The organism is Amycolatopsis xylanica (assembly GCF_900107045.1).
In the GTDB taxonomy this organism is placed as follows: domain Bacteria; phylum Actinomycetota; class Actinomycetes; order Mycobacteriales; family Pseudonocardiaceae; genus Amycolatopsis; species Amycolatopsis xylanica.
Window position 1 is genome coordinate 856,623 of the sequence record NZ_FNON01000002.1, and the last position, 22,179, is coordinate 878,801.

Sequence of the window (22,179 nt, forward strand, 5' to 3'; positions counted from 1 at the left end):
CTATTCGACCGAAGATACGCAGGTCCAAGATCCATAAGTTCAGTGTCATGACGAACGCACAGGTCACTGCTCTCACCTACGGGCTGCTCATCTTCGCCGCGGTCTGGACGACGATCCTCGTCCCGCAGCTGATCGTGCACGTCTCCCGCTACGGCCGTCCGCAGGCCCTCCGGATCGCCAAGACGGCGATGGTCACGCTCTACGCGAGCATGGCGGTCGCGGTGGTCCTGCTGCCGCTGCCCGGCCCGCACAGCAAGCGGCTCGAGCAGACCGTGCAGCTGCACCCGTTCCAGTGGATCGAGGACATCCACACCGAACTGGTCAAGCACGGGCTCTCCGCCGCGCACTGGTTCACCACGCAGACCTTCCAGCAGGCGGCGATGAACGTCCTACTGTTCGTGCCGCTGGGCCTGTTCGCCAGGCTGATGTGGAAGCGCGGCTTCGTCGGCACGATGGCGATCGGTTTCACCGCTTCGCTGCTGATCGAGCTCACCCAGCTCAGCGCGAACTTCGGCACCGCGCCGTTCGTCTACCGGATCTTCGACGTCGACGACCTCATGACCAACACCTTCGGCGCCATGCTCGGCTGGGTGCTGGCCGCGATGCTGCTGGCCTTCCGCGCCACCAGCACTTCAACCGTCCACCCGCAGCCGGTGCGGCGCGAGCGGGTCCACCTCGCCCAGGCGCGCTAACCGGGCTTGCCGCCGCACGGCCTCGCGCCGTGCGGCGCGCTTGTCTTCCAAGGCCACGAAGGTGATGGCGACCGCGAAGATCAACCCGACGAGGCCGAGGATCAGTGCCAGCTGCAAGACGAACCCCCGTGTACGACGTTGTGCGCGGAATCACACAGCGTACGCACCGCGTGGGCGGTTGGCCACCCCCTGCCAAACTTGGTCAATGCCCAGCAAGGAAGAACTCGAAGCGGCCCGCGGCAAGCTGCTCGACGACCTCCTCGCCCCGGGCTTGGACGTGGTCTTCGCCGGGATCAACCCCGGCCTCTACTCGACGGCCATGGGCTTCCACTTCGCCAGGCCGGGCAATCGCTTCTGGCCCGCACTGCACGGCGGCGGATTCACCCCGCGCAAGTTCGACCCCGGCGAGCAGCACGAGCTGCTCGAACTGGGCATCGGCATCACCAACGTGGTCGCGCGGACCACCGCCCGCGCCGACGAGTTGAGCAAGCAGGAGCTGCGCGAAGGCGGCGAGCAGCTGGCCGCGAAGATGCGTGAATTCCGACCGAACTGGCTCGCTGTGGTGGGAATCACTGCCTACCGGACCGCTTTCAGCCGTCCGAGGGCCGTCGTCGGCCCACAAGACGAGCGAATCGGCGACACCCGGCTCTGGGTTTTGCCTAATCCAAGCGGACTCAACGCCCACTGGACCCCGGCCGGACTGGCCGAGGAGTTCGGCCGTCTGCGTACCGCGGTGATCAACTCTCAGTAGCATCCGCCGTCCACACAGGACGTTCCGATGACCGGGAACGGGCATTTCAGGGCCGATTTCTACGGAGAGTGGCGCAGGTTCGCCCGATGCAACTAAGTGCGCCAAACCCCGTCACAAGATGATCGAAGATGGGTCCTAACAAGCACGAGGTGTCATTCCTGACCGGTCCGCAGGGGGACCGGGCGAGCACTGGGGACGTGCGAGCACAGGGTGGCGGCGTGTGGAGACGGAGATCACATGGTCCAGCCGACGAACGTGCAATCAGTCCCGACCGTGCTCGGGCGCAGCCTCGGGGTGGCCGCCATCGATCCGGTCCCGATCTTCCGCGACGGCCTGGCAGGCCTCGTCCACCGGACGCACGGCATGCACTGGCTCGGCCAGGCGTCGAGCCAGCACGGCGCGATGCAGCTCGCCGAGCAGCTGCACCCGGATGTCGCGCTGCTCGACTCCGCGCTCGACCCGAACTGCCACCTGACGAGATTGCTCTGCGCGGGCGACCCGGCGCTGGTGGTCGTGCTGGTGGTCCGTGACAGCAACCGCGCGCCGCAGTACCTGGCGCAGGCCATCGCCGCTGGCGCGCACGCGCTGGTGCCGCGCGCGATCGACCCGAAACGGCTCAGTGAAGCCATCCGGCGAGCGCATGCCGACCGCCGCTACCTGGACCCGACGTTCGCCGCGCTGCTCGGCAGGCTCAAGCGCCCGTCGGCCGAGGGCCGCGTCCCGCTGCCCCGGATGCCGCTGTCGCGGCGCGAGTACCAGGTGCTGCAGCTCATCGCGGAGGGCCTGGAGAACTCCGGGATCGCGAAGCTGCTCTTTCTTTCGGTGGAGACCGTCCGCACACACGTCAAGAGCATCCTGCGCAAGCTTTCCGCGCGCGATCGCACGCACGCGGTGACCATCGCGTTCCGCAGCGGAATCCTCGTCACCGCGCCCGATGACGCACATAACGTCACCCCGCTTAACCAGGCCGTAACAGCACCAGCCCCTCGTTGACCCCTGGTCCACCCCCTATTGCGGGTCTCGATCGGGCGATCTGCGCAACACTGAAGAGGGTCGGGCTTGCCGCCGGTTACCGACAGGTAATATCCTGAAGTTACCGGCGAGTAAGGGTCTTCCCACGGCGAGGTTCCCGGCCGGCACTGATCCCTAAACGGAGAGACGCCATGGGCCACTACAAGAGCAACGTCCGCGATCTGGAGTTCAACCTCTTCGAGGTGCTGAACGTTCAAGACAAGCTGGGTAAAGGCGTACTGGAGGACTCCGACGAGGAGAGCGCCCGCGACCTGCTGGCGGAGCTGAACAAGCTGGCGACCGGCGCGCTGGCCGAGTCCTTCGCCGACGCCGACCGCAACCCGCCCGTCTACGACCCCAAGACGTTCTCGGCCAAGCTGCCCGAGTCGTTCAAGAAGAGCTACCAGGCCCTCTGGGAGGGTGAGTGGTGGCGTCTCGGCCTGAACAACGAGCTGGGCGGCCTCGGCATCCCGCCGACCGTCGTCTGGGCCGCGTCCGAGCTGATCCTGGGCGCGAACCCGCCGCTGTACATGTACATGGCGGGCCCCAGCTTCGCGATGATCGTGCACAACAACGGCACCGAAGAGCAGAAGCGCTGGGCGCAGCTCATGATCGACCGCGGCTGGGGCGCGACCATGGTGCTCACCGAGCCGGACGCCGGTTCGGACGTGGGCGCGGGCCGCACCAAGGCCACCCAGCAGGAGGACGGCTCCTGGCACATCGACGGCGTGAAGCGGTTCATCACGTCCGGCGACCAGGACCTGACCGAGAACATCATGCACCTGGTGCTGGCGCGCCCCGAGGGTCCCGGCATCGAGACCAAGCCGGGCACCAAGGGCCTGTCGCTGTTCCTCGTGCCGAAGTTCCACTTCGACTCCGAGTCCGGTGAGCTGGGCGAGCGCAACGGCGCCTTCGTCACCAACGTCGAGCACAAGATGGGCATCAAGGCGTCCACCACCTGTGAGGTCACCTTCGGCCAGCACGGCACGCCCGCCAAGGGCTGGCTGCTCGGCGAGGTGCACGACGGCATCGCGCAGATGTTCCAGGTCATCGAGTACGCCCGGATGATGGTCGGCACCAAGGCCATCGCCACGCTGTCCACCGGCTACCTGAACGCGCTGGAGTACGCCAAGGAGCGCGTGCAGGGCGCCGACCTGCCGAACATGCTGAACAAGGCCGCCCCGCGCGTCACGATCATGAAGCACCCGGACGTGCGCCGGTCGCTCATGCTGCAGAAGGCGTACGCCGAGGGCCTGCGCGCGGTGTACCTGTACACGGCGTCGTTCCAGGACCGCGTGTGGACGCAGGACGGTACGCCCGAGGAGATCAAGCTGGCCGAGCGGGTCAACGACCTGCTGCTGCCGATCGTCAAGGGTGTCGGCTCCGAGCGCGCCACCGAGCAGCTCGTGCAGTCGCTGCAGACCCTCGGCGGTTCGGGCTTCCTGCAGGATTACCCGATCGAGCAGTACATCCGCGACGCCAAGATCGACTCGCTGTACGAGGGCACCACGGCCATCCAGTCGCTGGACTTCTTCTTCCGCAAGATCGTCCGCGACCAGGGCCAGGCCGTCGCGTTCGTGGCCGGCGAGATCACGAAGTTCCTGGAGTCCGAGGCGGGCAACGGGCGTCTCAAGAGCGAGCGCGCGCTGCTGAAGCAGGCCGTCGAGGACACGCAGGGCATGCTCGGCTCGCTGATCGGCTACCTGACCGCCTCGCAGGAGGACCCGCAGAGCATCAACAAGGTCGGCCAGCACACGGTCCGCCTGCTGATGTCCTTCGGTGACCTGCTCGTCGGCTGGCAGCTTCTCAAGCAGTCCGAGGTCGCGCTGAAGAAGCTCGACGCGGGCGCCTCCGACAAGGACGTCGCGTTCTACAACGGGAAGATCGCCGTGGCGTCCTTCTTCGCGAAGAGCGTGCTGCCCGAGCTGACCGCGCGCCGCGCGATCGTCGAGAACGCCGACAACGAGCTCATGGACGTCGACGAGTCTTCTTACTGACACTGACGTAGCAGCGAAAACCCCTCACCCGGATCGGGTGAGGGGTTTTTCGTGTTTGGCGGGGATTCTTCTGGGTACCTGTGGTTTCGCACCCCAACGAGGGCCACTCAAAGGAGCTTCGATGACTATCACCGGCATCATCACCGCCATCGTGGTCGGCCTCATCATCGGACTGCTGGGCAGGCTGGCCGCACCCGGCAGGCAGGCCATCCCGCTTTGGCTGACGATCATCGTCGGTATCGTCGCCGCCTTCATCGGCACGGCGATCGCCCGCGGCCTCGGCTACGCGGACACCGACGGTTTCGACTGGCTCGAACTGTTCACCCAGATCGGCATCGCCGCTGTCGGCGTGATCCTGGTGGCGAACATGTACGGACGCCGAGGCGTCACACGCTGACTTCTCCAGGTACCTGGCCGGTCCGCCGAGAGGCGGGCCGGTCAGTGTTTTTTGTGCCCACCCCTCGGTTGCCCGAAGCCCGAAAGCCACTTTCGTCAGGTCTCATCTGACGAAAGTGGCTTTCGGGCTATCACCGGCGAGGGGCTCACCCGGTCGGGCGACTTCGGGGCGCGGTCTCGCCGGATCGGTGTCACCGTGGGGTTTTCCTTGACGAAGGAGTTGCCATGCTCGGTGGAATTTGGGGCATCATCACGACGATCGTGGTCGGCCTGATCCTGGGTGTCATCGGCCGGATGCTGGCGCCTGGCGACCAGAAGATCCCGATGTGGCTGACGATCGTGGTCGGCATCGTCGCGGCGTTCATCGGTAACTGGCTCGCCGGCGTCTTCGGCGTGCGGCACACCAACGGCATCGACTGGATCCGCCACGCGTTCCAGGTCGGCGCGGCCGTCATCGGCGTCATCGCCGCGGCAGGCGTCTACGCGGGCATCAAGGGCGGCCAGAAGACCTCCTGACCCCGCGATTTAGCGGGCTTTATCCCGGGCGCTTTTCCCGGGATAAAGCCCGCTAAATCCCGGTCCTACCCGCAAACCATGGCCGCGCGGGGCTGGTATCGGACCACCCTGGTCTCGCGGCGAACCTCTTGCCCTGTCCCGATCTCGCGCACCACCCGCGTGTCCGAGGTGGTGAACCCAGGTACTCCGGCGGACGGCTGGCAGCCGTCACCCGAGCCGTACTGGACCGGCGCTTCGATCACGTCGCTCTGCCCGCCCGCGCTGCCTTCGACGCGGAACCTCTTGGTACCCCAGAGCTTCACGGTCACCGACGACCCGCCCGCGTAAGCCTGGATCGCGACCCCGCTCGTCCCGTCGTTGCCGAACTTCAGGTCGGCGCCCGAGCCGTCGGCGTTCAGGATCTTGGCCTCGCGGCCCGCCGGGTACCGGTCGAGGTAGTAGTCGTGGGTGACGTGCGAAACGTCGGTCAGCCCCGCCAGATAAGCCGCGTTGTACAGCGTGCTCGCGAACTGGGAAACACCGCCGCCCACCACGATCGGCCCGGTGCCGTCCTCGTTCAGTGGCGCGTTGACATAGCCAGGCGATCCGAGCGCGCTCAGGCTGAACGTGTCGCCTGGCTTGACGATCATGCCGTTCACCTTCGCCGCCAGCGCGCCGATATTCGTCGCGGCAGGGCCGGAAAAGCCGCTCGTGGTGAACTCGCCGACGACCTCGCTGATGCCGAGCGCACCCGCCGCGTCGGTGGTGAGCGCGGCCGGGTTGGCGGCGTACACGGCGGTGAGCTCGCGGCCGTCGGCGCGTTTCATGACCTCGGCGAGCGGCTCGAAAGTCTTGGCCCAGTCCACTTTCCGGCCGTCCTCGGCCGGTTCGATCGCGGGCGCGCCGGTCCCGAACACGAATTGCGCGTCCTTGCCGGGTTTTTCGGTGACGGCGAGCTGCGGCTGCAACGTTTTTTCCAGCGAGGGCTGGTCGATCAGCACGTCGAGCGTGCCGCCCTCACGGGCTTCGAACTTCAGCGCGTGCGAGAGATCTGTTGGCATCAAAGGAAAATCTTGTCCATCGCCGTGCACGGTGATCGGCGACGCGAGCGCGGGTGTGACGATCTGGTCGAGCGCGCGGTGCACGCCTTCCGTCGTCGCCTTCACCGGTGACGGCTCGACGCCGAGCCGCACGCCGCCATGACCGAGCCACTCGTCCTTGACGACGCTGACGGCGCCGTCGATGTCCCTGAGCGCCTGGCCGGGGCGCGGCTCGATCGCGTACGCCTCGACCCGGTCGGGCGTCTCACGGAAGCCGATGCCGCCTTCGACGGGATCACGGGTGAACTGGGCCGCCAGCTTGGTGACCGACCGGGTCAGCAGATCCTGGTCGACCTTCGCGACGACGCCGACTTCGCGCTTGCGGAAGAACGCGAGCACGCGGTCGACCGGGTTCAGCGGCTGATGCCCTGCCTGCGCGAGCGTGCCGGGCCAGTCGATGCCGAGGCCGGACTTGGGCGGGTCGAGCGTGCCGCTCGCGTCGCCCGCGGTGATGGCCACCGGCTGGACGAGCCGGGGCTGGAGTTCCCTGCGCAGCTTGGCTTCCGCGTTCGCGTGGCCGAGCCCGCCGACCTCGACGCCCGCCACGGTGACCCCGCGCGGGACATCGCCGATGCTGGCCACCAGGTCCGCGATATAGGCGAGCACGAGCAGGCCGAGGATGCCGCCGGTGATCATGCAGATCCGGCCGATCCGGCGGCGGACCACCACCCGGTGCGTCGGCGGGAGCGGTACCGGCTCCGCCTTGAAGAGCTCGTCGACCAGCGCCAGATCGTCGACTGGCTCATCCCGCACCGGGACCTCCCTATAGATACAGCCCGGTGCCCTGTTCGGTGAGTTCGGTCGCGACGGCATGGATGTCCCGTTCGCGCATGACGAGGTGCCCCTCACCCCGGAGCTCGACCTCGAACTGGTCTTCCGGGTTGAAGAGCACGCGGTCGCCGACCTTCACGTTGCGCACGCTGTTGCCCACGCCCAGTACATCACCCCAAGCGAGCCTGCGCGCGACCTGAGCGGTCGCCGGGATCACGATCCCCCCGCTGCTCCGCCGTTCCCCCTCTTCGGGTGACAGCCGCACCAGTACGCGATCGTTCAGCATCTGAATTTCGAGCTTGGGTGTACTTGACACGCGGGTCATCGTACTGAGTCAGCGGGGCGTGCCCGCCATCACCAGCGTGAGGGCCTGTTCACCATCGGCGGCGAAACGCAGCGGGACGCCCCAGTCCTGCCTGGTCACGCGGCAGACGGGGTGCTCGGCGCCGCTGTCACAGCTCGCGGCCTGCGCGACGACCTGCAGCACACCCTCGGCGTGACCCTCCGCGAGCTTGATGCGGCGGACGAGGTCGGTGCCGGCGCCACCACCCTCGACGAGCAGCTCGGGCGGCGACGCGCTGATCTCCAGCCGGGTCGACGGGCCGTAGCGGTCGTCCAGCTTCTCGCCGGGCGGCGGGGTGAACACGACGGTGAACTCGAGCTCACCTGGCGCGAGCACGGTCGGCGGGCGGCGCACGGCGTGCGCGTCACCGGCGACGCTGGTCACCTCGGTGGCCACCGGGGTCAGCCGATGCCCGGCCGACTCGACCGCCAGCAGCGTGCCCTCGTGCAGGAGCAGGCCTTGCGGCTCGGCCAGGCCGGTCGCGAGCGTGGAGACCTCGCGGGTGAGCGGGTCGTACCGGCGGATCGCGCCGTTGTAGGTGTCGGCGATGGCGATCCGGCCGTCGTCGAGCACGGCCAGTCCGAGCGGGTGCTGCAGCAGCGCGCTTTCGGCGTCGCCGTCGACGTGGCCGAAGGAGAAGAGGTCGGTGCCGATGGCCGTGTGGACGTTGCCTTCGGTGTCGAGCCAGCGCAGCGCCGAGGTTTCGGCGTCGGCGAGCCAGAGCTTGTCCGGCGCGGCCGCGAACCCGGACGTCTGCGCGAAGAACGCCTCGCCGAGCTGGCCGTCCTTGAGCCCCTCGACGGTCGTGCCGCCGAACCGCTCGATACCGCCGCCGACCGGGTCGAACAGGCTCAGCGTGTGGTTACCGGCCATCGCGATCACGATGCCGCCCGCAGGCGCCCACCACGCGACGTCCCACGGGCTGGTGAGGTCGACCTCCAGCGCCTTGCCGCTGTCGGGGCCGTTGCGCCACTGCTTGCCGGTACCGGCCACAGTGGACACTTCACCGGTCCGCAGATCGATGCCCCGCAGCAGATGCCCGGCGGTGTCGGCGACGACCACGTGGTACCCGGCGCGCTCGGCGACGTCGTTGGGCAGCAGCGCGAGCCCGGCGGGTTCGGTGAAGCTCGCGAGATCGAACGGCCCGTCCTGCGCGCCGCGCTTACCGCTGCCGAACCGCCTGATCACGGTCTCGCCATCGGACGCGAACTCGACGATCGAGTGATTTCCGGTGTCCGCCACCAGAATCCGGCCCTCGGCGGTCGCCACCGCCTTGCTGGGGAAGCGAAGTTCGTGCTTCTGCTCCTCGGCGGGCACGTACGGGCTGCCGCCGCGGCGCAGCGTGCCCTTGGCCTCATGCTTGGCGACGAGGTCCTCGATGACCCGCTTCAGCGCCTCGGCATGCCCTTCACCCGCGGCGACGTGGACGACGTACCCCTCGGGGTCGACGATGACGAGCGTCGGCCAAGCCTTCACCGCGTACTGGGACCACGTGACCATCTCCGGGTCGTTGAGCACCGGGTGATGCACCTCGTACCGCCGCACGGCCGCCTCGATGGCCCGTGCCTCGCCCTCGTGCAGGAACTTCGGCGAGTGCACGCCGATGGTCACCAGCACGTCCGCGAACCGCTCCTCCAGCGGGCGTAGCTCGTCGAGAACGTGCAGGCAGTTCACGCAACCGCTGGTCCAGAAGTCCAGCAGGACAATGCGTCCGCGCAGCTCGGCCAGCTTGAGCTGCTTACCGCCGGTGTTCAGCCAGACATCACCGGTGAGTTCGGGGGCACGGACTCGGGACTGCGGTCGAGGGGTAGTCACGGACCAAGTGAACTACACCCGGTCGAGTGCTGTTCCGAGATCCACCGGTCGAGAGAAAAAGCTCACCCTGCGGGAGGAGACGGCAAATGGCGGTCTACTGAGGGTTGATCACGGTGTAGGCCCGTTTGTTCGGGTTCGGCGGTCTACACCTGGCCGGGGCGCAGTCTGGGTGACAAGGGTGGCCCTTGTAACCCAGAGCGTTGCAAGGGCGGCCCTTGTCACGTGCCAAGGTGCGTCGTCCGACCGAGGTTTAGCCTTCGCCGCCCGGGTAGTGGGGCTTGGTGGCCTCGGGCGGGTCGGGGAAGGGGGTCTCCTTGACCTGGCGCTCTTGGCGCTCCTTGGCTTCGCGGGTGATGCGCTCGGCTTCGGTCTCGGTGCGCTTGGCCGCCTTGGGCTTGGCCGTCGTGGTCTTGGTCGGGGACGGGGTCGGCTCGGCGGTGGGCGTCGGCTCAGCCGAAGCGGAGGCCGAGGTCGTAGGCGCGGCCGAGCTTGACGGGGCCGGGGGCGACTGAGGGGCGGGCGGCGGCTCGGATGAGCAGGCCGAGAGCGCTAGAGCGCAGGTCAGGATGGCAGTGGGCAGCAAGAGGCGCATGATGAAAGGTCTTTCCCCAGTGTGGTTTGTCGGACCTCTTATCGTTAGGCCATTCGTGTCCGTTACGCCCCTTCTGCGCGGTATTTCAAGCGGGCGAGGGTGGTCTCGATGTTGGCGCGGTTCTGCTCGGCGCGGCGCCAGACGCCGGTGGCGAGGGAGGTCGGGTAACGCCACCAGGCCGGGCGGCGGTCCCAGGTGCTTTCGGTGACCACGCAGCCTTCGCCGGTCGGCTCGATGTCGTATTGCCAGCGGGCGACGGGGAGGCCGAAGGAGGTGACCTCGAAGGCGAAGCGGTCCCGCGCGGCGTCCGTGATCGTGCTCAGGGTGCTCCACCTGCGGAAACCTCGGCGGTTGCTGCCGCGGAAGCGGGCGCCGACGGCCGGGGCGGACGCGCCGTCGAGCCAGCGGTGGCCCGCGTATTCCTCGGCGAGTGCCGCGAGCGCGGCCGGGTCGCTGACCAGTGCGTAGACACTTTCGGGAGCGGCGTTGACGGTGATGGTCCCAGTGGCATCCGGTGCTGACATACCGGCAGTATGCACGGCCGGCCCAAAATAAAGAATCTTGCCGAATTCGGCGATTTCAAGCCTGCCTGAAATGACTTTACGCCAAGCGGATGCACTGACACTGTCGATCTTCGTCAAGAGAAAACCAAGATCGGGGCGAGATAGTGAATATGAAACGCATTCTGCTTCTGCTTTCCGCGGTATTCATGCTGGGCGCGGGCGCCGTTCCGGCGAACGCCGCCGAAGGCCACTGGACCGAGGTCAACGTGATGGGCTGTGGTGGCGGCGGAGTGATTCCGATCGGGTTCGCCCAGGAACTGAAGAGCTCGACCAGCGTGATCGGCTTCAACGGCGCGAACATCAAGTACGAGGTCCAAAAGGTACAGGGTGACGCCATCGCGCTCGAGGTCTTCTACATCGACGGCGCGAACCAGGGGCAGTGGTTCAAGTCCATCCCGCTGACGAACAACACCCCGCACATCGGCATCACGCGGCCGTGGGGCAACAACCTCGCCAACCCGAAGATCCGAGTGCAGACGATGGGCACCCTCACCGGACAGGTGGACTTCAGCTGCGGCATCGTCTAGTCGAAACGTGAATGGGGCGCGGGTTCTCCCGCGCCCCATTTCGCTAATTGTTGCGTCTGAGCATGCGGCTCACACCCGCCGCGATCGTCGTCGCCAATATCCAGCCCATCGCGGTGATCCCGGCGGCGACCCATTTGTCGGCGCCATGCATGTACCAGCGGGACTTGTTGCCGAAATCGACGATCGGCACGATCAGGTCGGCGGTGTACCAGACCGGGTTCCATTCGAGGCCGGTGTCGTCGCGGTTGATCGCGCACCGCGGGCCGGAAACCGAATAGGTGTCCTTCGGCGCATGGACACAGTCATCCGAGCCGAGGCCGAACCACAGGCTCCCGATCGCGAGGATCGTCAGCAGCCAGCCGAGCGCGCGCACCGGCCGGTAGCCGTAGCCGACCATCGAGCGCTGCAGCCAGCTCCACAGCTTCACGCCGGGGCCGAAGATCTTGAAACCGCTGGCCAGCGCCTCGTAGCGGAACTGCTGCTTCTTGAGCGAGACCGTCGAGGCGTGCTCTTCGTTTCCGCTCGCGCGCAGTGTCGCGGACAGCTGGTCGTACGGGCCGGGGCGATACCCGTCGAGCGCGTGGCGCAGCAGGTGGATGCGGCGGTTCAACGCGTCGTCGTCATCGACCTTCGGGGAGACCTTGAGCGCGTCGTAGCGGAAGTCGTCGAGCTCGATGCCGCCGGTCGAGGCCCAGAAGTTCTCGTTGTCGCCCAAGGTGCCGCAGTGCGCGCGGCGCAGCAGGAACCGGCCGGCCGGCGGGGTCGCCGGGGTGAGCACGAACTCGTCGGCGCGCACGTCGGAGGCGTCGACCGCGATGCCGTCGCGGCTGAGCGAGCCGATCTCGGCGCCGCGCAGGTCGACGCGCCTGGCGACCGCGCAGCCGTCCATGTTCACGCCGCCCTCGGCGATGAACGGGCGGTCCTTGTTCTCGGTGAGCACCAGGTCGCGGCCGACGCGGGCGGTGCGGACGTCGACCGAGTAACTCGTCGTCGGGCGGACGCCGGGCTGGGTCACGCGGGTGCCGTAGAGGTTGATCGAGCCGCCGATGTCGGCGCCTTGCAGCCGCAGCGTGCCCTGGATGGTCGCGTCGGTCAGGTTGAAGTTGCCGGCGACCTTGGTGCGGCGCGCGGCGAACGCGTCACGTTCGGGGTGCAGGAACATCGCGTTCCAGGCCAGCACGCTGCCGCCGACCGTGACGTCGGAGAGCCGGACCTGGCCGACCGGCACGCGCAGGCTGGTCGCCTCGATGTCACCGTTGATCTGGCTGCCGTCGAGGTGGATCGCGCGGTCGTAGTACGGCACGCGCTTGCCGCGCGCGACCTTGACCTCCGCGCCCGCCAGCCGCAGCGAGCCGCCGATATGCGCGTTGACCATCCGCAACGTGCCGAGTGCCTGCAGGCCGTCGCTGAGTTCGAGATTGCCGTCGACGCGCAGCCGGTCAGCGACGAGCGCGGGCCGGGGGTCGAGGTACGGATCGTTCGACTTCCACTGGTCGACCACGATCGGGCCGTACTGGTTGACGCCGAGCTTGGCCTCGCGCAGCACGATGTCACTGCCGACCCGAGCGCTCGGCAGGTACAGGATCCCGTTGCAGGAGAAGCGTTTGCGCTGCGCGGCCGGCCCGTAGTTGTCGACCTCGCACAGCAGGCTTCCGCCGATCTGCACACCGTTGGCGTTGAGCGCGAAGCCGTCGGGATTGTTCAGCGAAGCGCCGGAGAAGTTGACGTTACCGCCGGTCTTCATGCCGGGTACGCGGACTTCGCCGTTCGCGACCATCCGGTACGCGAGCAGCGCGCCGTTGATGGTGAGCCGGTCGGCCTGGATCGCCTTGCCGTGCTGATGCGAGATCTCGGTGCGGGTGAGGACCATCGAGCCCTCGATGACCGCGTCGGTGAAGTTGACCGCCGCGTTGGGCATGCCGCGCTCACGGTCGTCACCGCGCTGGACGGTGGTCTCCTCGATCTCGCGGTCGTCACGATCGACCTCGACGCGGCTGCGGATCAGGCGCACGTCGTTGCGGCTGCGCAGGTTGCGCGCTTTGAGGCCGGGCAGCCAGCACTTGCGGAAGACCAGCCCGAGCAGTGTCGCCTCGCGGACGTCCGGCGGATGCTCGAAGCGGCAGCGCTCGAAGCGGAAGAGGTACTCGAGGTCGGCGGCGCGCAGGTCCAGCACGCCGGTGATGTAGGCGTCTTCGACCTGGACGATCGGGGCGTTGGTGGCCTGCTTGCGCCAGCGGAGGATGCCGCCGTTGCCCGGCTCGACGAACGGTTTGAGCAGATCGGTCGCCTTGACCTCGTACCGCCGGTCGGGTACGCCCGCGAAGGGGTCGAGCGGCGGCGACCCGTTGTCCGTCAGCACGCCGCCAGGCTAGCCGGGAAAAGCGGGACGGGTCCCGCTTTTCCCGAAGCCCGCGTCAGTTTTCGTTCGGATTGAGCACCCTGGCCAGGAAGGCCTTGGTGCGCTCGTGCTGCGGATTGCCGATGACCTGGGCCGCGGGCCCGGTTTCGACGGCGACCCCGCCGTCCATGAAGACCACCGTGTCGGCGACCTCCTTGGCGAACTGCATCTCGTGCGTGACCACGACCATGGTCATGCCGTCCTTGGCCAGCTGGCGCATGACCGCCAGCACGTCGCCGACGAGCTCCGGGTCCAATGCGGACGTCGGCTCGTCGAAGAGCATCAGCTTCGGCTCCATGGCCAGCGCCCGCGCGATGGCGACGCGCTGCTGCTGACCACCGGACAGCTGCGCCGGGTAGTTCTTCGCCTTGTCGGCGAGCCCGACCCGGTCGAGCAGTTCCATCGCACGCTGGCGCGCCTTCGCCTTCGGCTCCTTGCGCACCTGGATGGGCGCCTCGGTGACGTTCTCCAGCGCGGTCATGTGCGGGAAGAGGTTGAAGCGCTGGAACACCATGCCGATGTCCTTGCGCTGCTCGGCGACCTCGTTCTCGCGCAGCTCGTGCAGCTTGTCACCGCGCTGCCGGTAGCCGACGAGCACACCGTCGACGTACAGGCGGCCCGCGTCGATCTTCTCCAAGTGGTTGATACACCGGAGAAGCGTCGACTTGCCTGAGCCGGACGGGCCGATCAGGCAGAGCACCTCGCGCTCGTGGACCTCGAGGTCGATACCCTTGAGGACGTCGAGCCTGCCGAAGCTCTTGCAGATCTTTTGTGCCGAAACGACCGGGGTCACGAGGCACCACCCTTACCCGCGGAACCGAGCCGGAATCCGAGCATCCGCGTGGCCCATCGCTGTTTGTCATCGATCATCCGCGAGGTCCCTCGCGCGTAGTGCCGCTCGATCTGAACCTGGATGACCGTCAGGATCGAGGTCAGGAACAGGTACCAGATCGCCGCTGTGATGAGCAGTGGCACGGTCTGGAAGTTCTGCGCGTAGATGGTCTGCGCCGCCACCATCAGCTCGAAGTACCCGATGACCACGACCAATGACGTGGTCTTGAGCATCGCGATCGTCTCGTTGCCGGTCGGCGGGATGATCACGCGCATGGCCTGCGGCAGGATGATCCGCCGCAAGGTCGTCGTGCGCTTCATCCCGAGTGCGCTGGCCGCTTCCAGCTGACCACCGTCGACCGACTGGATGCCGCCTCGGACGATCTCGGCCATGTACGCGGCCTCGTTCAGTCCGAGCCCGAGCAGTGACGCGGAGAACTGCGTCATCAGCTGGTTGGTGTCCCAGCTGATGAACTCGGGACCGAAGGGGATACCGAGCCCGAGCCGGGGGTACGCGAACGCGAGGTAGTTCCACACCAGCAGCTGGGTGATCAGCGGCGTGCCGCGGAACAGCCAGATGTAGACGGCCGCCGCGCCGGAGGTCAGCGGGTTCGGCGAAAGCCGCATCACGGCCAGCAGCACACCACCGACGATGCCGATGATCATCGAGATCACCGTCAGCAGCAGCGTGTTCTGCAGACCGCGCAGGATCCGATCGTTGAACAGGTATTCGCCGACGATCGGCCAGTTCAGGTTCGAGTTGGTGACCACGCTCCTGATGACGATGAACGCCAGGAACACGATGACCACACCGGCGACCCACCGGCCGTAGTGCCGGACCGGAATGGCCTTGATGGGCTCGGCATCTGATGGCGGCGGGTCGGAAACCCCCGCCGCCCCGGACGTGCTTACCACGAGAAATTCGTCCTAACGTCAGGCTCAGGAGGCCGGGTTGATCTCCGACTTGGTAACGGCGCCCGCCTGCGACAGGCCCCACTTGTCGAGGATCTTCTTGTAGGTGCCGTCGTCGATCAGCGCCTGGACCGCACCCTGGACCGCCTTGGCGTAGTCGCCGTTGGCCTTCTTGAGCACGATGCCGTACGGCGCGGTGTCGTAGGGCGCGCCGACGGCTTCGAGCTGGCCGTTGGTCTGCTTGACCGCGTAGTCGATGACCGGGGAGTCGGCCAGTTCGCCCTGGACCTTCTTCGAGGTCAGCGCCAGGTTCACATCAGTCTGCGCCTGCAGCTGGGTCGGCTCGATCGCGGGCTTGCCGGCCTCGGTGCACTTCTTGGAGCGCGCGTCGAGGTCGTCGACCTGGACGGTGCCCTTCTGCACGGCGATCTTCTTGCCGCACAGGTCGTCGAGGTTGAGCTTGTCCGGGTTGCCCTTCAGCACGGCCAGCGAGGTGCCCGCCTTGTAGTACGACACCATGTCGACGGTCTCGAGCCGCTTGGCGTTGATGCTGAACGACGACAGTGCCAGCTCGTACTTACCGGCGCCGATACCGGGGATGATGCCGTCGAAAGCAGCGTTCTCGAACGTGATGTCGAGGCCGAGCTTCTTCGCGATCGCGGTGCCGAAGTCGACGTCGAACCCGGTGACCACGCCCTTGTCGTCGACGAACTCGTTGGGCGGGTAGCTCTGGTCCTGGCCGACCAGGATCTTGCCGTCCTTCTTGATGTCGTCCGGCACCAGCGCGGCGAGCTTGTCGTCCTTGGTGACGGTGCCCGCGTCAGCCGCGGCACTGGTGCCGGCGGGCGCGCTGGACTTGGGCGCCTCGCCCGCTCCTGATCCGCCAGCGCCACACGCCACGCTCATGCCGACGAGTGCGAACGCCGGAAGCAGGGCGAACGCTTTCAGATGGGTTGGACGCGCCACAGTGTCACTCCTAGTAGTTCTCACCAGCCGAGAGCACGCATACTGCCACTCATCGGACGGACAGCACAGCACCTCGACGTTACGGGCCAGTTTCAGCCGGGGCCTTTGGCAACTCTGGGTGTCGCGTCGACCCGGCCGGGTGAGGTAGAGATAACCATGAACAACACGACGCCTCGGCTGCCGCCAGGGGGACGCCGGGCCCGACCGGCGCGAGCGCGGCGCAATGGTCATCCCGGCGCCCAGTTCGACGGCTACTTAGCGCCGGATCGTCCGCACGCGGGCGCGTTCGACGAGATGTTCGCGCCGGACGGCACCGTGCGCACGCCGTATCGCGCGCTGTACGAGTCGATCTCCGGGCTGGACGCGAGTGATCTGTCCGCCCGCTCGACCGCGATCGACCGCGCCATGGTGGATCAGGGGATCACCTTCTCGCTGTCGGGGCAGGAGCGGCCGTTCCCGCTCGACCTGGTGCCCAGGGTGATCACGACGGCCGAGTGGACCAAGATCGAGCGGGGTGTCGCTCAGCGGGTACGCGCGCTGGAGGCGTTCCTCGCCGACATCCACGGCGACCGGCAGATCCTGCGTGACGGTGTGCTGCCGAGGCGGCTGATCACCTCGTGTGAGCACTTCCACCGCGAGGCGTTCGGCATCAATCCGCCCAACGGCGTACGCATCCACGTGTCCGGCGTCGACCTGGTGCGCGACGAGGAAGGCACATTCCGGGTATTGGAGGACAATCTCCGCAATCCGTCCGGTGTGTCCTACGTGATGGAGAACCGCCGGACGATGGCGCGGGTGTTCCCCGACCTGTTCGTGCAGCACCGGGTGCGCCCGGTCGGCGACTACGCGTCGCATCTGCTGCGCGCGCTGCGTGCGGCGGCCGCGCCGAACGTCGCGGACCCGATGGTCGTCGTGCTGACGCCGGGTGTGGCCAACTCGGCCTACTTCGAGCACTCGCTGCTGGCGCGGCTGATGGGCGTCGAGCTGGTCGAAGGCCGCGACATGTTCTGCCGTGACAATGTCGTCTACCTGCGCACGACCGAGGGCGAGCGGCCGGTCGACGTCATCTACCGGCGCATCGACGACGAGTTCCTCGACCCGGTGCATTTCCGGCCGGACTCGGTGCTCGGCGTCGCCGGGATCCTCAACGCGGCGCGGGCAGGCAACGTTGTCATCGCCAACGCGGTCGGCAACGGCGTCGGCGACGACAAGCTCGTCTACACCTACGTGCCGGAGATGGTGAAGTACTACCTCAACGAGAAGCCGCTGCTGCCCAATGTGGACACGTACCGGTGCTGGCTGCCCGACGAGTTCGACTACGTGATGGACCACCTCGACGAGCTGGTGATCAAGCCGGTCGAAGGGTCGGGCGGCTACGGGATCGTGTTCGGGCCGGAGGCCTCGGCGAGCGAGCTCGCCACGATCCGGCGCAAGGTCAAGGCGCACCGGCGCGGCTGGATCGCGCAGCCGGTGGTGCAGCTGTCGACCGTGCCGTCCAAAGTGGACGACAGGCTGGCGCCGAGGCACGTCGACCTGCGGCCGTTCGCGGTCAACGACGGCAAGGAGATCTTCGTGCTGCCCGGCGGCCTGACCAGGGTCGCGCTGCCGGAGGGCAGCCTGGTGGTCAACTCGTCGCAGGGCGGTGGCTCCAAGGACACCTGGGTGCTCGCGGCGCGGACGTCGACCGCGGAACGCGAACTGGAACAGCCGGCGCTCGGCGCTTCGGCCGTCGACGGCCTGACGGCCGAGCAGGGGCCAGAGCTGACCAGTTCCCAGCAACAGCAGCAGCAACAGCAGTAAGGAGGCGGGTTTGTGCTAGCACGTAACGCGGAATCGCTCTACTGGATCGGCCGGTATGTCGAACGAGCCGACGACACCTCCCGCATCCTCAACGTCTCGGTGCACCAGCTGCTCGAAGACGCGAGCGTCGACCCCGACCACGCCAGCCGTCAGCTACTGGCCGTGCTCGGTATCCAGACCGAGGGAACCGACTCACTCGATGTGTGGAAACTGACCGAACTCGTCGCCTACGCCAAGGACAATCCGGCGTCGATCGTGGGCTCGATCAACTCCGCGCGCGAGAACACGCGTGGCGCGCGCGAGGTCGTCTCGACCGAGCTGTGGGAATGCCTCAACGCCACGTGGAACGCGGTCCCCGACCGGCAGCGGTACGCCCGCAGGGCCGGGCCGCACTCGTTCCTGTCCTTTGTGGAGGAACGCGCCGCGATGTTCGCCGGGCTCGCCGACTCCACGATGAGCCGCGACGACGGCTGGCGGTTCATGGTGCTCGGCCGGTCCGTCGAACGCGCGGACATGGTCGTGCGGCTGCTGCTTTCGCGGGTGCAGGACCGCGCGTCCTCGCCGGGCTGGGTCACCGTGCTCCGGTCGGCGGGCGCGCAGGACACCTACCTGCGCACTTACCGTGGTGCGCTCGATGCGGGCCGGGTCGTGCAGTTCCTGTTGCGGGACACGCTTTTCCCGCGCTCGGTGTTCCACGCGCTGCGGCAGGCCGAGGAGTGCCTCGACGAGCTGGACACGGGCGTCCAAAGCCGCACCCACGAGAAGTCCGAGGCGCTGCGGCTGCTCGGCCGGGCCCGCAGTGAGCTGGAGTTCTTGAAGCCGTCCGACCTGCTGGAGGACCTGCCGAAACGGCTCGCCTCGCTGCAGACCACGATCAGAGACGTCGGCGAGGCCGTTTCGGTGCAGTACTTCCACTCGGCACCGTGGGTGGCCTGGAGCGGCGCGGAGGTTTCACTGTGAGCTGGCAGGTACGGGTGGTCCACAAGACGGGCTACCACTACGAGACCCCCGCGATGCAGTCGTACAACGAGGCGCGGCTCACCCCGCGCTCGGACCGGCGGCAGAACACGGTCGCGACCAGGATCGAGACGACGCCAGCGACCCGTGCGTACCGGTACACCGACTACTGGGGCACGGTCGTCACCTCCTTCGACCTCCACGCGCCGCACACCCAGTTCACCGTGCTCGGCACCTCGGTGGTCGAGACGGCGGACGAGGCGGAGCCGATCCGCACGGCGACCTGGAAGGACCTGCGGTCGGAGAACGTCATCGACCACCGGACCGAGTACCTCACCCCGACCGACTACACGCCCAACGACCGCGAACTCGCGGCCGTCGCCCGTGATCTACGCAAAGGCAAGGATCCGGCCGACGCGGTGCTCGCGGTGTCCGACTGGGTCCATTCGCAGCTGAAGTACCAGCCGGGCACGACCGGTGTGCACAGCACGGCGACGGACGCCTGGAAGGCTCGCGAGGGCGTCTGCCAGGACTACGCGCACGTCACGCTGGTGATGCTGCGGGCGATCGGCGTGCCGGCGCGGTACGTGTCCGGGTATCTGCACACCCGGCCGGAGGCGAAGCTCGGCGAGACCGTGCAGGGCGAGAGCCATGCCTGGGTCGACGTGTGGACCGGCGGCTGGTGGGCGCACGACCCGACGAACGCGATCCCGGTGGGGCCGCGGCACGTCTGGGTCGCCTATGGCCGTGACTACGCGGATGTCGCGCCACTGAAGGGGATCTTCACCGGCGGTGGAACGTCCAGTTTGGACGTTTCGGTGAGCCTGACCCGCCTGGCGTGAGCAGGCGGGATAAAGCGGGCTTTATCCCGGGTGCTTTTCCCGGGATAAAGCCCGCTTTATCCCGACCTTGTACCCTTCTCCCGGAGGTTCGTACCGTGAAGACGCGCCGCGAGGCGTGGTGTTGCGACTTCCGCACTGCCTGGGTGCCGAGTGGCCGCTCGGCACCCAGGCGCTTTCACCGGAGGATCTTCAGCTCGACCGTTCCGGCCGCGATGTCACGTTCGCTGAAGCGTTCCTTCACCCACTGCTTCTTCGAGTACAACTCGGTCTGGTCGCTGTAGTGCGGCGACCGCGGGTCCGCCGACTGCGAGTACGCGAGCACGGTGCTCGCTTCCGGACGACCGGGACCGGCGAACGTCACCACGTGCAGATAGGTCGCGCCGTGCACCATCTCGGTGTAGCCACGCTTGGGGTCCCAGGCGCCGCCGATCGAGTTGAACACGCCGAGCCTGGCCGTGCCGCCGCTCATCGGGATCCGCTTGCCGCCCCGGGTGACGTACTGTGTGTCGCCCCACTTCGCGTCCAGCGGGATGCCGCCCGCGTTCAGCTCGGCGACGCTGTCGATCAGCGCCTGCCTGATCTTGGGATCGCCGGTCTTGAGCGTGTTGGGCGTGTTGATCGGGTCCTTGGGGTCGAACGGCACCTGCCAGATATCGGCGTTGTCGGTGGCGCGGTCCCAGAACCGGTCGAACAGCAGCACGCCACGGCTGTCGACGTCGTTGCGCTTGTCCCAGGCCGCGAGCGCGTCGCAGGCCTTGCCGAGCGCGAGTTCGCGGCACATCTTCACCGTGTCGCCGGCGACCTGCTCGCCGATGTAGTTCCTGTTGGAGAACATCAGGTCGCGCATCGACTGGCCGGTGAACTTCGCCTTGGCGAGCTGGTCCGCGATCTCGGTGAAGCCGTCGCGGGTGCGGGCCTTGCGCTCGGTTTCGACCGGGCCGACGATGCGCGCGAAGCCGGTGAGCGGCTGTGCGGGGTTCATGATCCAGTAGCTGTCGTTGGAGTTCTCGAAGTAGTCATCCCGCTTGAGAACCGGCAGGTTGGCCGGGCCGAAGACACCCGGCCGCAGCGCGTCGCGATCGGTGCCCCACGCGCAGTCCGAGCGGGAACCGTCGAGCACGGCGAGCCCGTCACGCTGGAAGGACGCGCTGGTGTTGCACTGGGCCGCCTTGGCGTCCGTGACGTTCGGGGCCGAGTGCGTCTGCGTGTAGCCGAGCTTGCCGTGGTCGTCGGTGGCGAGGATGTTCATCCACGGCAGCCCCTGGGTCCGGCGGGTCGCTTCGATGATGGCGTCGGCCGTCTTTGCCTTGGCCAACGCGGCCAAGGTGTTGGTGAGCCTCAGGTTCTGCGCGTTGGCGTCGGCGAACGCGTACGCGAAGCCGTCCTCCCACCGCGTGACCGGACCGTAGCGCGTCGACCACTGCGGCTTGGTGACCTGCTTGAGCGAGCCGTCCGGCTGACGCGCCGAGACGGTCACGTCGTCGCGGCGCATCTGCTCGGGCCTGCCGTCGACAAGGTACGAAGTCGACGAAGCCAGCTTGACCTTGAACAGGGTGTACGTCCTGGTCGCGTCGGTGGCCGTGCCGCTCCACGCGGCGGTCTCGTTGTGGCCCATCCACAAGAACGGCTGGCCTGCCATGCCGACACCCATGACGTTGAGCTTGCCCGGAATCGTCAGCTGCGACTGCCACATCCGCATCGAACCGGCCTGCCACGGCAAATGCGGGTTGGCCAGCGAGATGCCGCGGCCGTTGGCGCTCGCCGCACCGCCGATCGCGATGGCGTTGCTGCCGATGGTGAAATCGGGGTCCACCGGCTCGGGCGCCTTGCCCGGCTGCGCGCCGGTGATCGCGTCGACCTCGCCGCCCTGGCCGAACGCCAGCGAAGTCGCGTATTGATGCCGGTAGATGTCGATCTCGGTGATCGGCCTGGCCCACGCCTTACAAGTGGGATCGGTGGCTTCCTTGAGGAACTTGTTGACACCATTGGCATAACCGCGAACCGCATCGCGGATGTCACCGTCTACTTGGGACAGAAGGCCGTCGACGACCTTGTTGTCGTTGAGGCGCTGGAAGTACAGGTCGCTCGAAAGGTTGGTCGACGCCCTGGTCAGCATGCCGATCGGCACCGCGTCCGGACCGTACTGGGCGGACCGGCTCGCGCTGGTGGTGAGCGCGGTTTCCTCGATGGCGCACAGGTTGTCGCGGGCGGCCGCGTAGCCCTGGCCGTAGCCGAGGCTTTCGTAGTCCTTCGCGACGATGTGCGGAATCCCGTATTCGGTGTATCGGATGACCGTCGGCGCCGGGCTCGCGGTCGCAGGCACGGCGCCGATCAGTCCTAACGCGACAGTCAGAATGAGGCTTTTTCGGAGCAGCACAGTGCTCCCCCTTCTGTGTGAGGTTCGTACCGTGAAGACGTGC

The 22,179-nt window shown here is 67.4% G+C and carries 20 protein-coding genes; 10 read left to right on the forward strand and 10 right to left on the reverse strand.

The features are described from left to right. Positions 1 to 47: 47 nt before the first annotated feature. The 6 genes from BLV57_RS11910 to BLV57_RS11935 all read left to right on the forward strand — a co-directional run bounded on the left by BLV57_RS11910 (position 48) and on the right by BLV57_RS11935 (position 5,363). Positions 48 to 692, forward strand: coding sequence for a VanZ family protein (locus tag BLV57_RS11910; protein WP_091288690.1), 645 nt, complete (start codon positions 48 to 50; stop codon positions 690 to 692). 205 nt (positions 693 to 897) lie between these two features. After that, positions 898 to 1,443 (forward strand): G/U mismatch-specific DNA glycosylase, encoded by a 546-nt coding sequence (mug, locus tag BLV57_RS11915; protein ID WP_091288691.1) that lies wholly within the window; start codon positions 898 to 900, stop codon positions 1,441 to 1,443. 237 nt (positions 1,444 to 1,680) lie between these two features. Beyond that, the gene (locus tag BLV57_RS11920; RefSeq protein WP_091288692.1) at positions 1,681 to 2,436 is read left to right on the forward strand and encodes a response regulator transcription factor; all 756 of its coding nucleotides are present in this window, start codon (positions 1,681 to 1,683) and stop codon (positions 2,434 to 2,436) included. Positions 2,437 to 2,606: 170 nt separating this feature from the next. Further along, a complete protein-coding gene (locus tag BLV57_RS11925) occupies positions 2,607 to 4,451 on the forward strand; it encodes an acyl-CoA dehydrogenase (protein ID WP_091288693.1) in 1,845 nt (614 codons plus the stop codon). A 121-nt stretch (positions 4,452 to 4,572) separates the two neighbouring features. After that, on the forward strand, positions 4,573 to 4,848 hold the full coding sequence (locus BLV57_RS11930) for a GlsB/YeaQ/YmgE family stress response membrane protein (RefSeq protein ID WP_091288694.1): 276 nt from the start codon (positions 4,573 to 4,575) through the stop codon (positions 4,846 to 4,848). 224 nt (positions 4,849 to 5,072) lie between these two features. Beyond that, a complete protein-coding gene (locus tag BLV57_RS11935) occupies positions 5,073 to 5,363 on the forward strand; it encodes a GlsB/YeaQ/YmgE family stress response membrane protein (protein ID WP_091288695.1) in 291 nt (96 codons plus the stop codon). A gap of 65 nt (positions 5,364 to 5,428) precedes the next feature. On the opposite strand, the gene BLV57_RS11940 is transcribed toward BLV57_RS11935, so the two are convergent. From BLV57_RS11940 to BLV57_RS11960, 5 genes are all read right to left on the reverse strand, one after another. Then, on the reverse strand, positions 5,429 to 7,195 hold the full coding sequence (locus BLV57_RS11940) for a VanW family protein (RefSeq protein ID WP_245757278.1): 1,767 nt from the start codon (positions 7,193 to 7,195) through the stop codon (positions 5,429 to 5,431). A 10-nt stretch (positions 7,196 to 7,205) separates the two neighbouring features. Beyond that, a complete protein-coding gene (locus tag BLV57_RS11945; RefSeq protein WP_091288697.1) occupies positions 7,206 to 7,538 on the reverse strand; it encodes a GroES family chaperonin in 333 nt (110 codons plus the stop codon). A 9-nt stretch (positions 7,539 to 7,547) separates the two neighbouring features. Next, on the reverse strand, positions 7,548 to 9,371 hold the full coding sequence (locus tag BLV57_RS11950; RefSeq protein ID WP_091288698.1) for an NHL domain-containing thioredoxin family protein: 1,824 nt from the start codon (positions 9,369 to 9,371) through the stop codon (positions 7,548 to 7,550). A gap of 250 nt (positions 9,372 to 9,621) precedes the next feature. Then, positions 9,622 to 9,954, reverse strand: coding sequence for a hypothetical protein (locus BLV57_RS43210; protein WP_176968570.1), 333 nt, complete (start codon positions 9,952 to 9,954; stop codon positions 9,622 to 9,624). 71 nt (positions 9,955 to 10,025) lie between these two features. Then, positions 10,026 to 10,487 (reverse strand): SRPBCC family protein, encoded by a 462-nt coding sequence (locus BLV57_RS11960; protein WP_091288700.1) that lies wholly within the window; start codon positions 10,485 to 10,487, stop codon positions 10,026 to 10,028. Positions 10,488 to 10,636: 149 nt separating this feature from the next. On the opposite strand from BLV57_RS11960, the gene BLV57_RS11965 reads away from it, so the two are divergent. After that, on the forward strand, positions 10,637 to 11,053 hold the full coding sequence (locus tag BLV57_RS11965) for a hypothetical protein (RefSeq protein ID WP_091288701.1): 417 nt from the start codon (positions 10,637 to 10,639) through the stop codon (positions 11,051 to 11,053). A 43-nt stretch (positions 11,054 to 11,096) separates the two neighbouring features. Here BLV57_RS11965 and BLV57_RS11970 read toward each other — a convergent pair whose 3' ends face one another. Genes BLV57_RS11970 through BLV57_RS11985 form a run of 4 tightly spaced genes read right to left on the reverse strand, consistent with a single transcriptional unit; the run spans position 11,097 to position 16,160 of the window. Then, positions 11,097 to 13,412, reverse strand: a complete 2,316-nt coding sequence (locus BLV57_RS11970; RefSeq protein WP_091288702.1) for an oxidoreductase — start codon at positions 13,410 to 13,412, stop codon at positions 11,097 to 11,099. 55 nt (positions 13,413 to 13,467) lie between these two features. Then, entirely contained in the window at positions 13,468 to 14,244 is a 777-nt protein-coding gene (locus tag BLV57_RS11975) for an amino acid ABC transporter ATP-binding protein (RefSeq protein WP_091288703.1), read from the reverse strand. After that, positions 14,241 to 15,197 carry an amino acid ABC transporter permease gene (locus tag BLV57_RS11980; RefSeq protein WP_091288704.1) on the reverse strand — a complete coding sequence of 319 codons (957 nt, stop codon included), beginning with the start codon at positions 15,195 to 15,197 and terminating at the stop codon, positions 14,241 to 14,243. Before BLV57_RS11980 ends, BLV57_RS11975 begins: the two co-directional genes overlap by 4 nt. 24 nt (positions 15,198 to 15,221) lie before the next feature. Next, positions 15,222 to 16,160, reverse strand: a complete 939-nt coding sequence (locus tag BLV57_RS11985) for an ABC transporter substrate-binding protein (RefSeq protein ID WP_245757279.1) — start codon at positions 16,158 to 16,160, stop codon at positions 15,222 to 15,224. Between the two features lie 156 nt (positions 16,161 to 16,316). On the opposite strand from BLV57_RS11985, the gene BLV57_RS11990 reads away from it, so the two are divergent. The 3 genes from BLV57_RS11990 to BLV57_RS12000 are packed head-to-tail and all read left to right on the forward strand — an operon-like array spanning position 16,317 to position 19,759. Continuing rightward, entirely contained in the window at positions 16,317 to 17,960 is a 1,644-nt protein-coding gene (locus BLV57_RS11990; protein WP_091288705.1) for a circularly permuted type 2 ATP-grasp protein, read from the forward strand. Positions 17,961 to 17,972: 12 nt separating this feature from the next. Continuing rightward, positions 17,973 to 18,920, forward strand: coding sequence for an alpha-E domain-containing protein (locus tag BLV57_RS11995; RefSeq protein ID WP_091288706.1), 948 nt, complete (start codon positions 17,973 to 17,975; stop codon positions 18,918 to 18,920). Further along, positions 18,917 to 19,759 carry a transglutaminase family protein gene (locus BLV57_RS12000; RefSeq protein ID WP_091288707.1) on the forward strand — a complete coding sequence of 281 codons (843 nt, stop codon included), beginning with the start codon at positions 18,917 to 18,919 and terminating at the stop codon, positions 19,757 to 19,759. Before BLV57_RS11995 ends, BLV57_RS12000 begins: the two co-directional genes overlap by 4 nt. Before the next feature lie 175 nt (positions 19,760 to 19,934). Here BLV57_RS12000 and BLV57_RS12005 read toward each other — a convergent pair whose 3' ends face one another. Further along, positions 19,935 to 22,136 (reverse strand): penicillin acylase family protein, encoded by a 2,202-nt coding sequence (locus BLV57_RS12005; RefSeq protein ID WP_091288708.1) that lies wholly within the window; start codon positions 22,134 to 22,136, stop codon positions 19,935 to 19,937. Positions 22,137 to 22,179 lie beyond the last annotated feature (43 nt).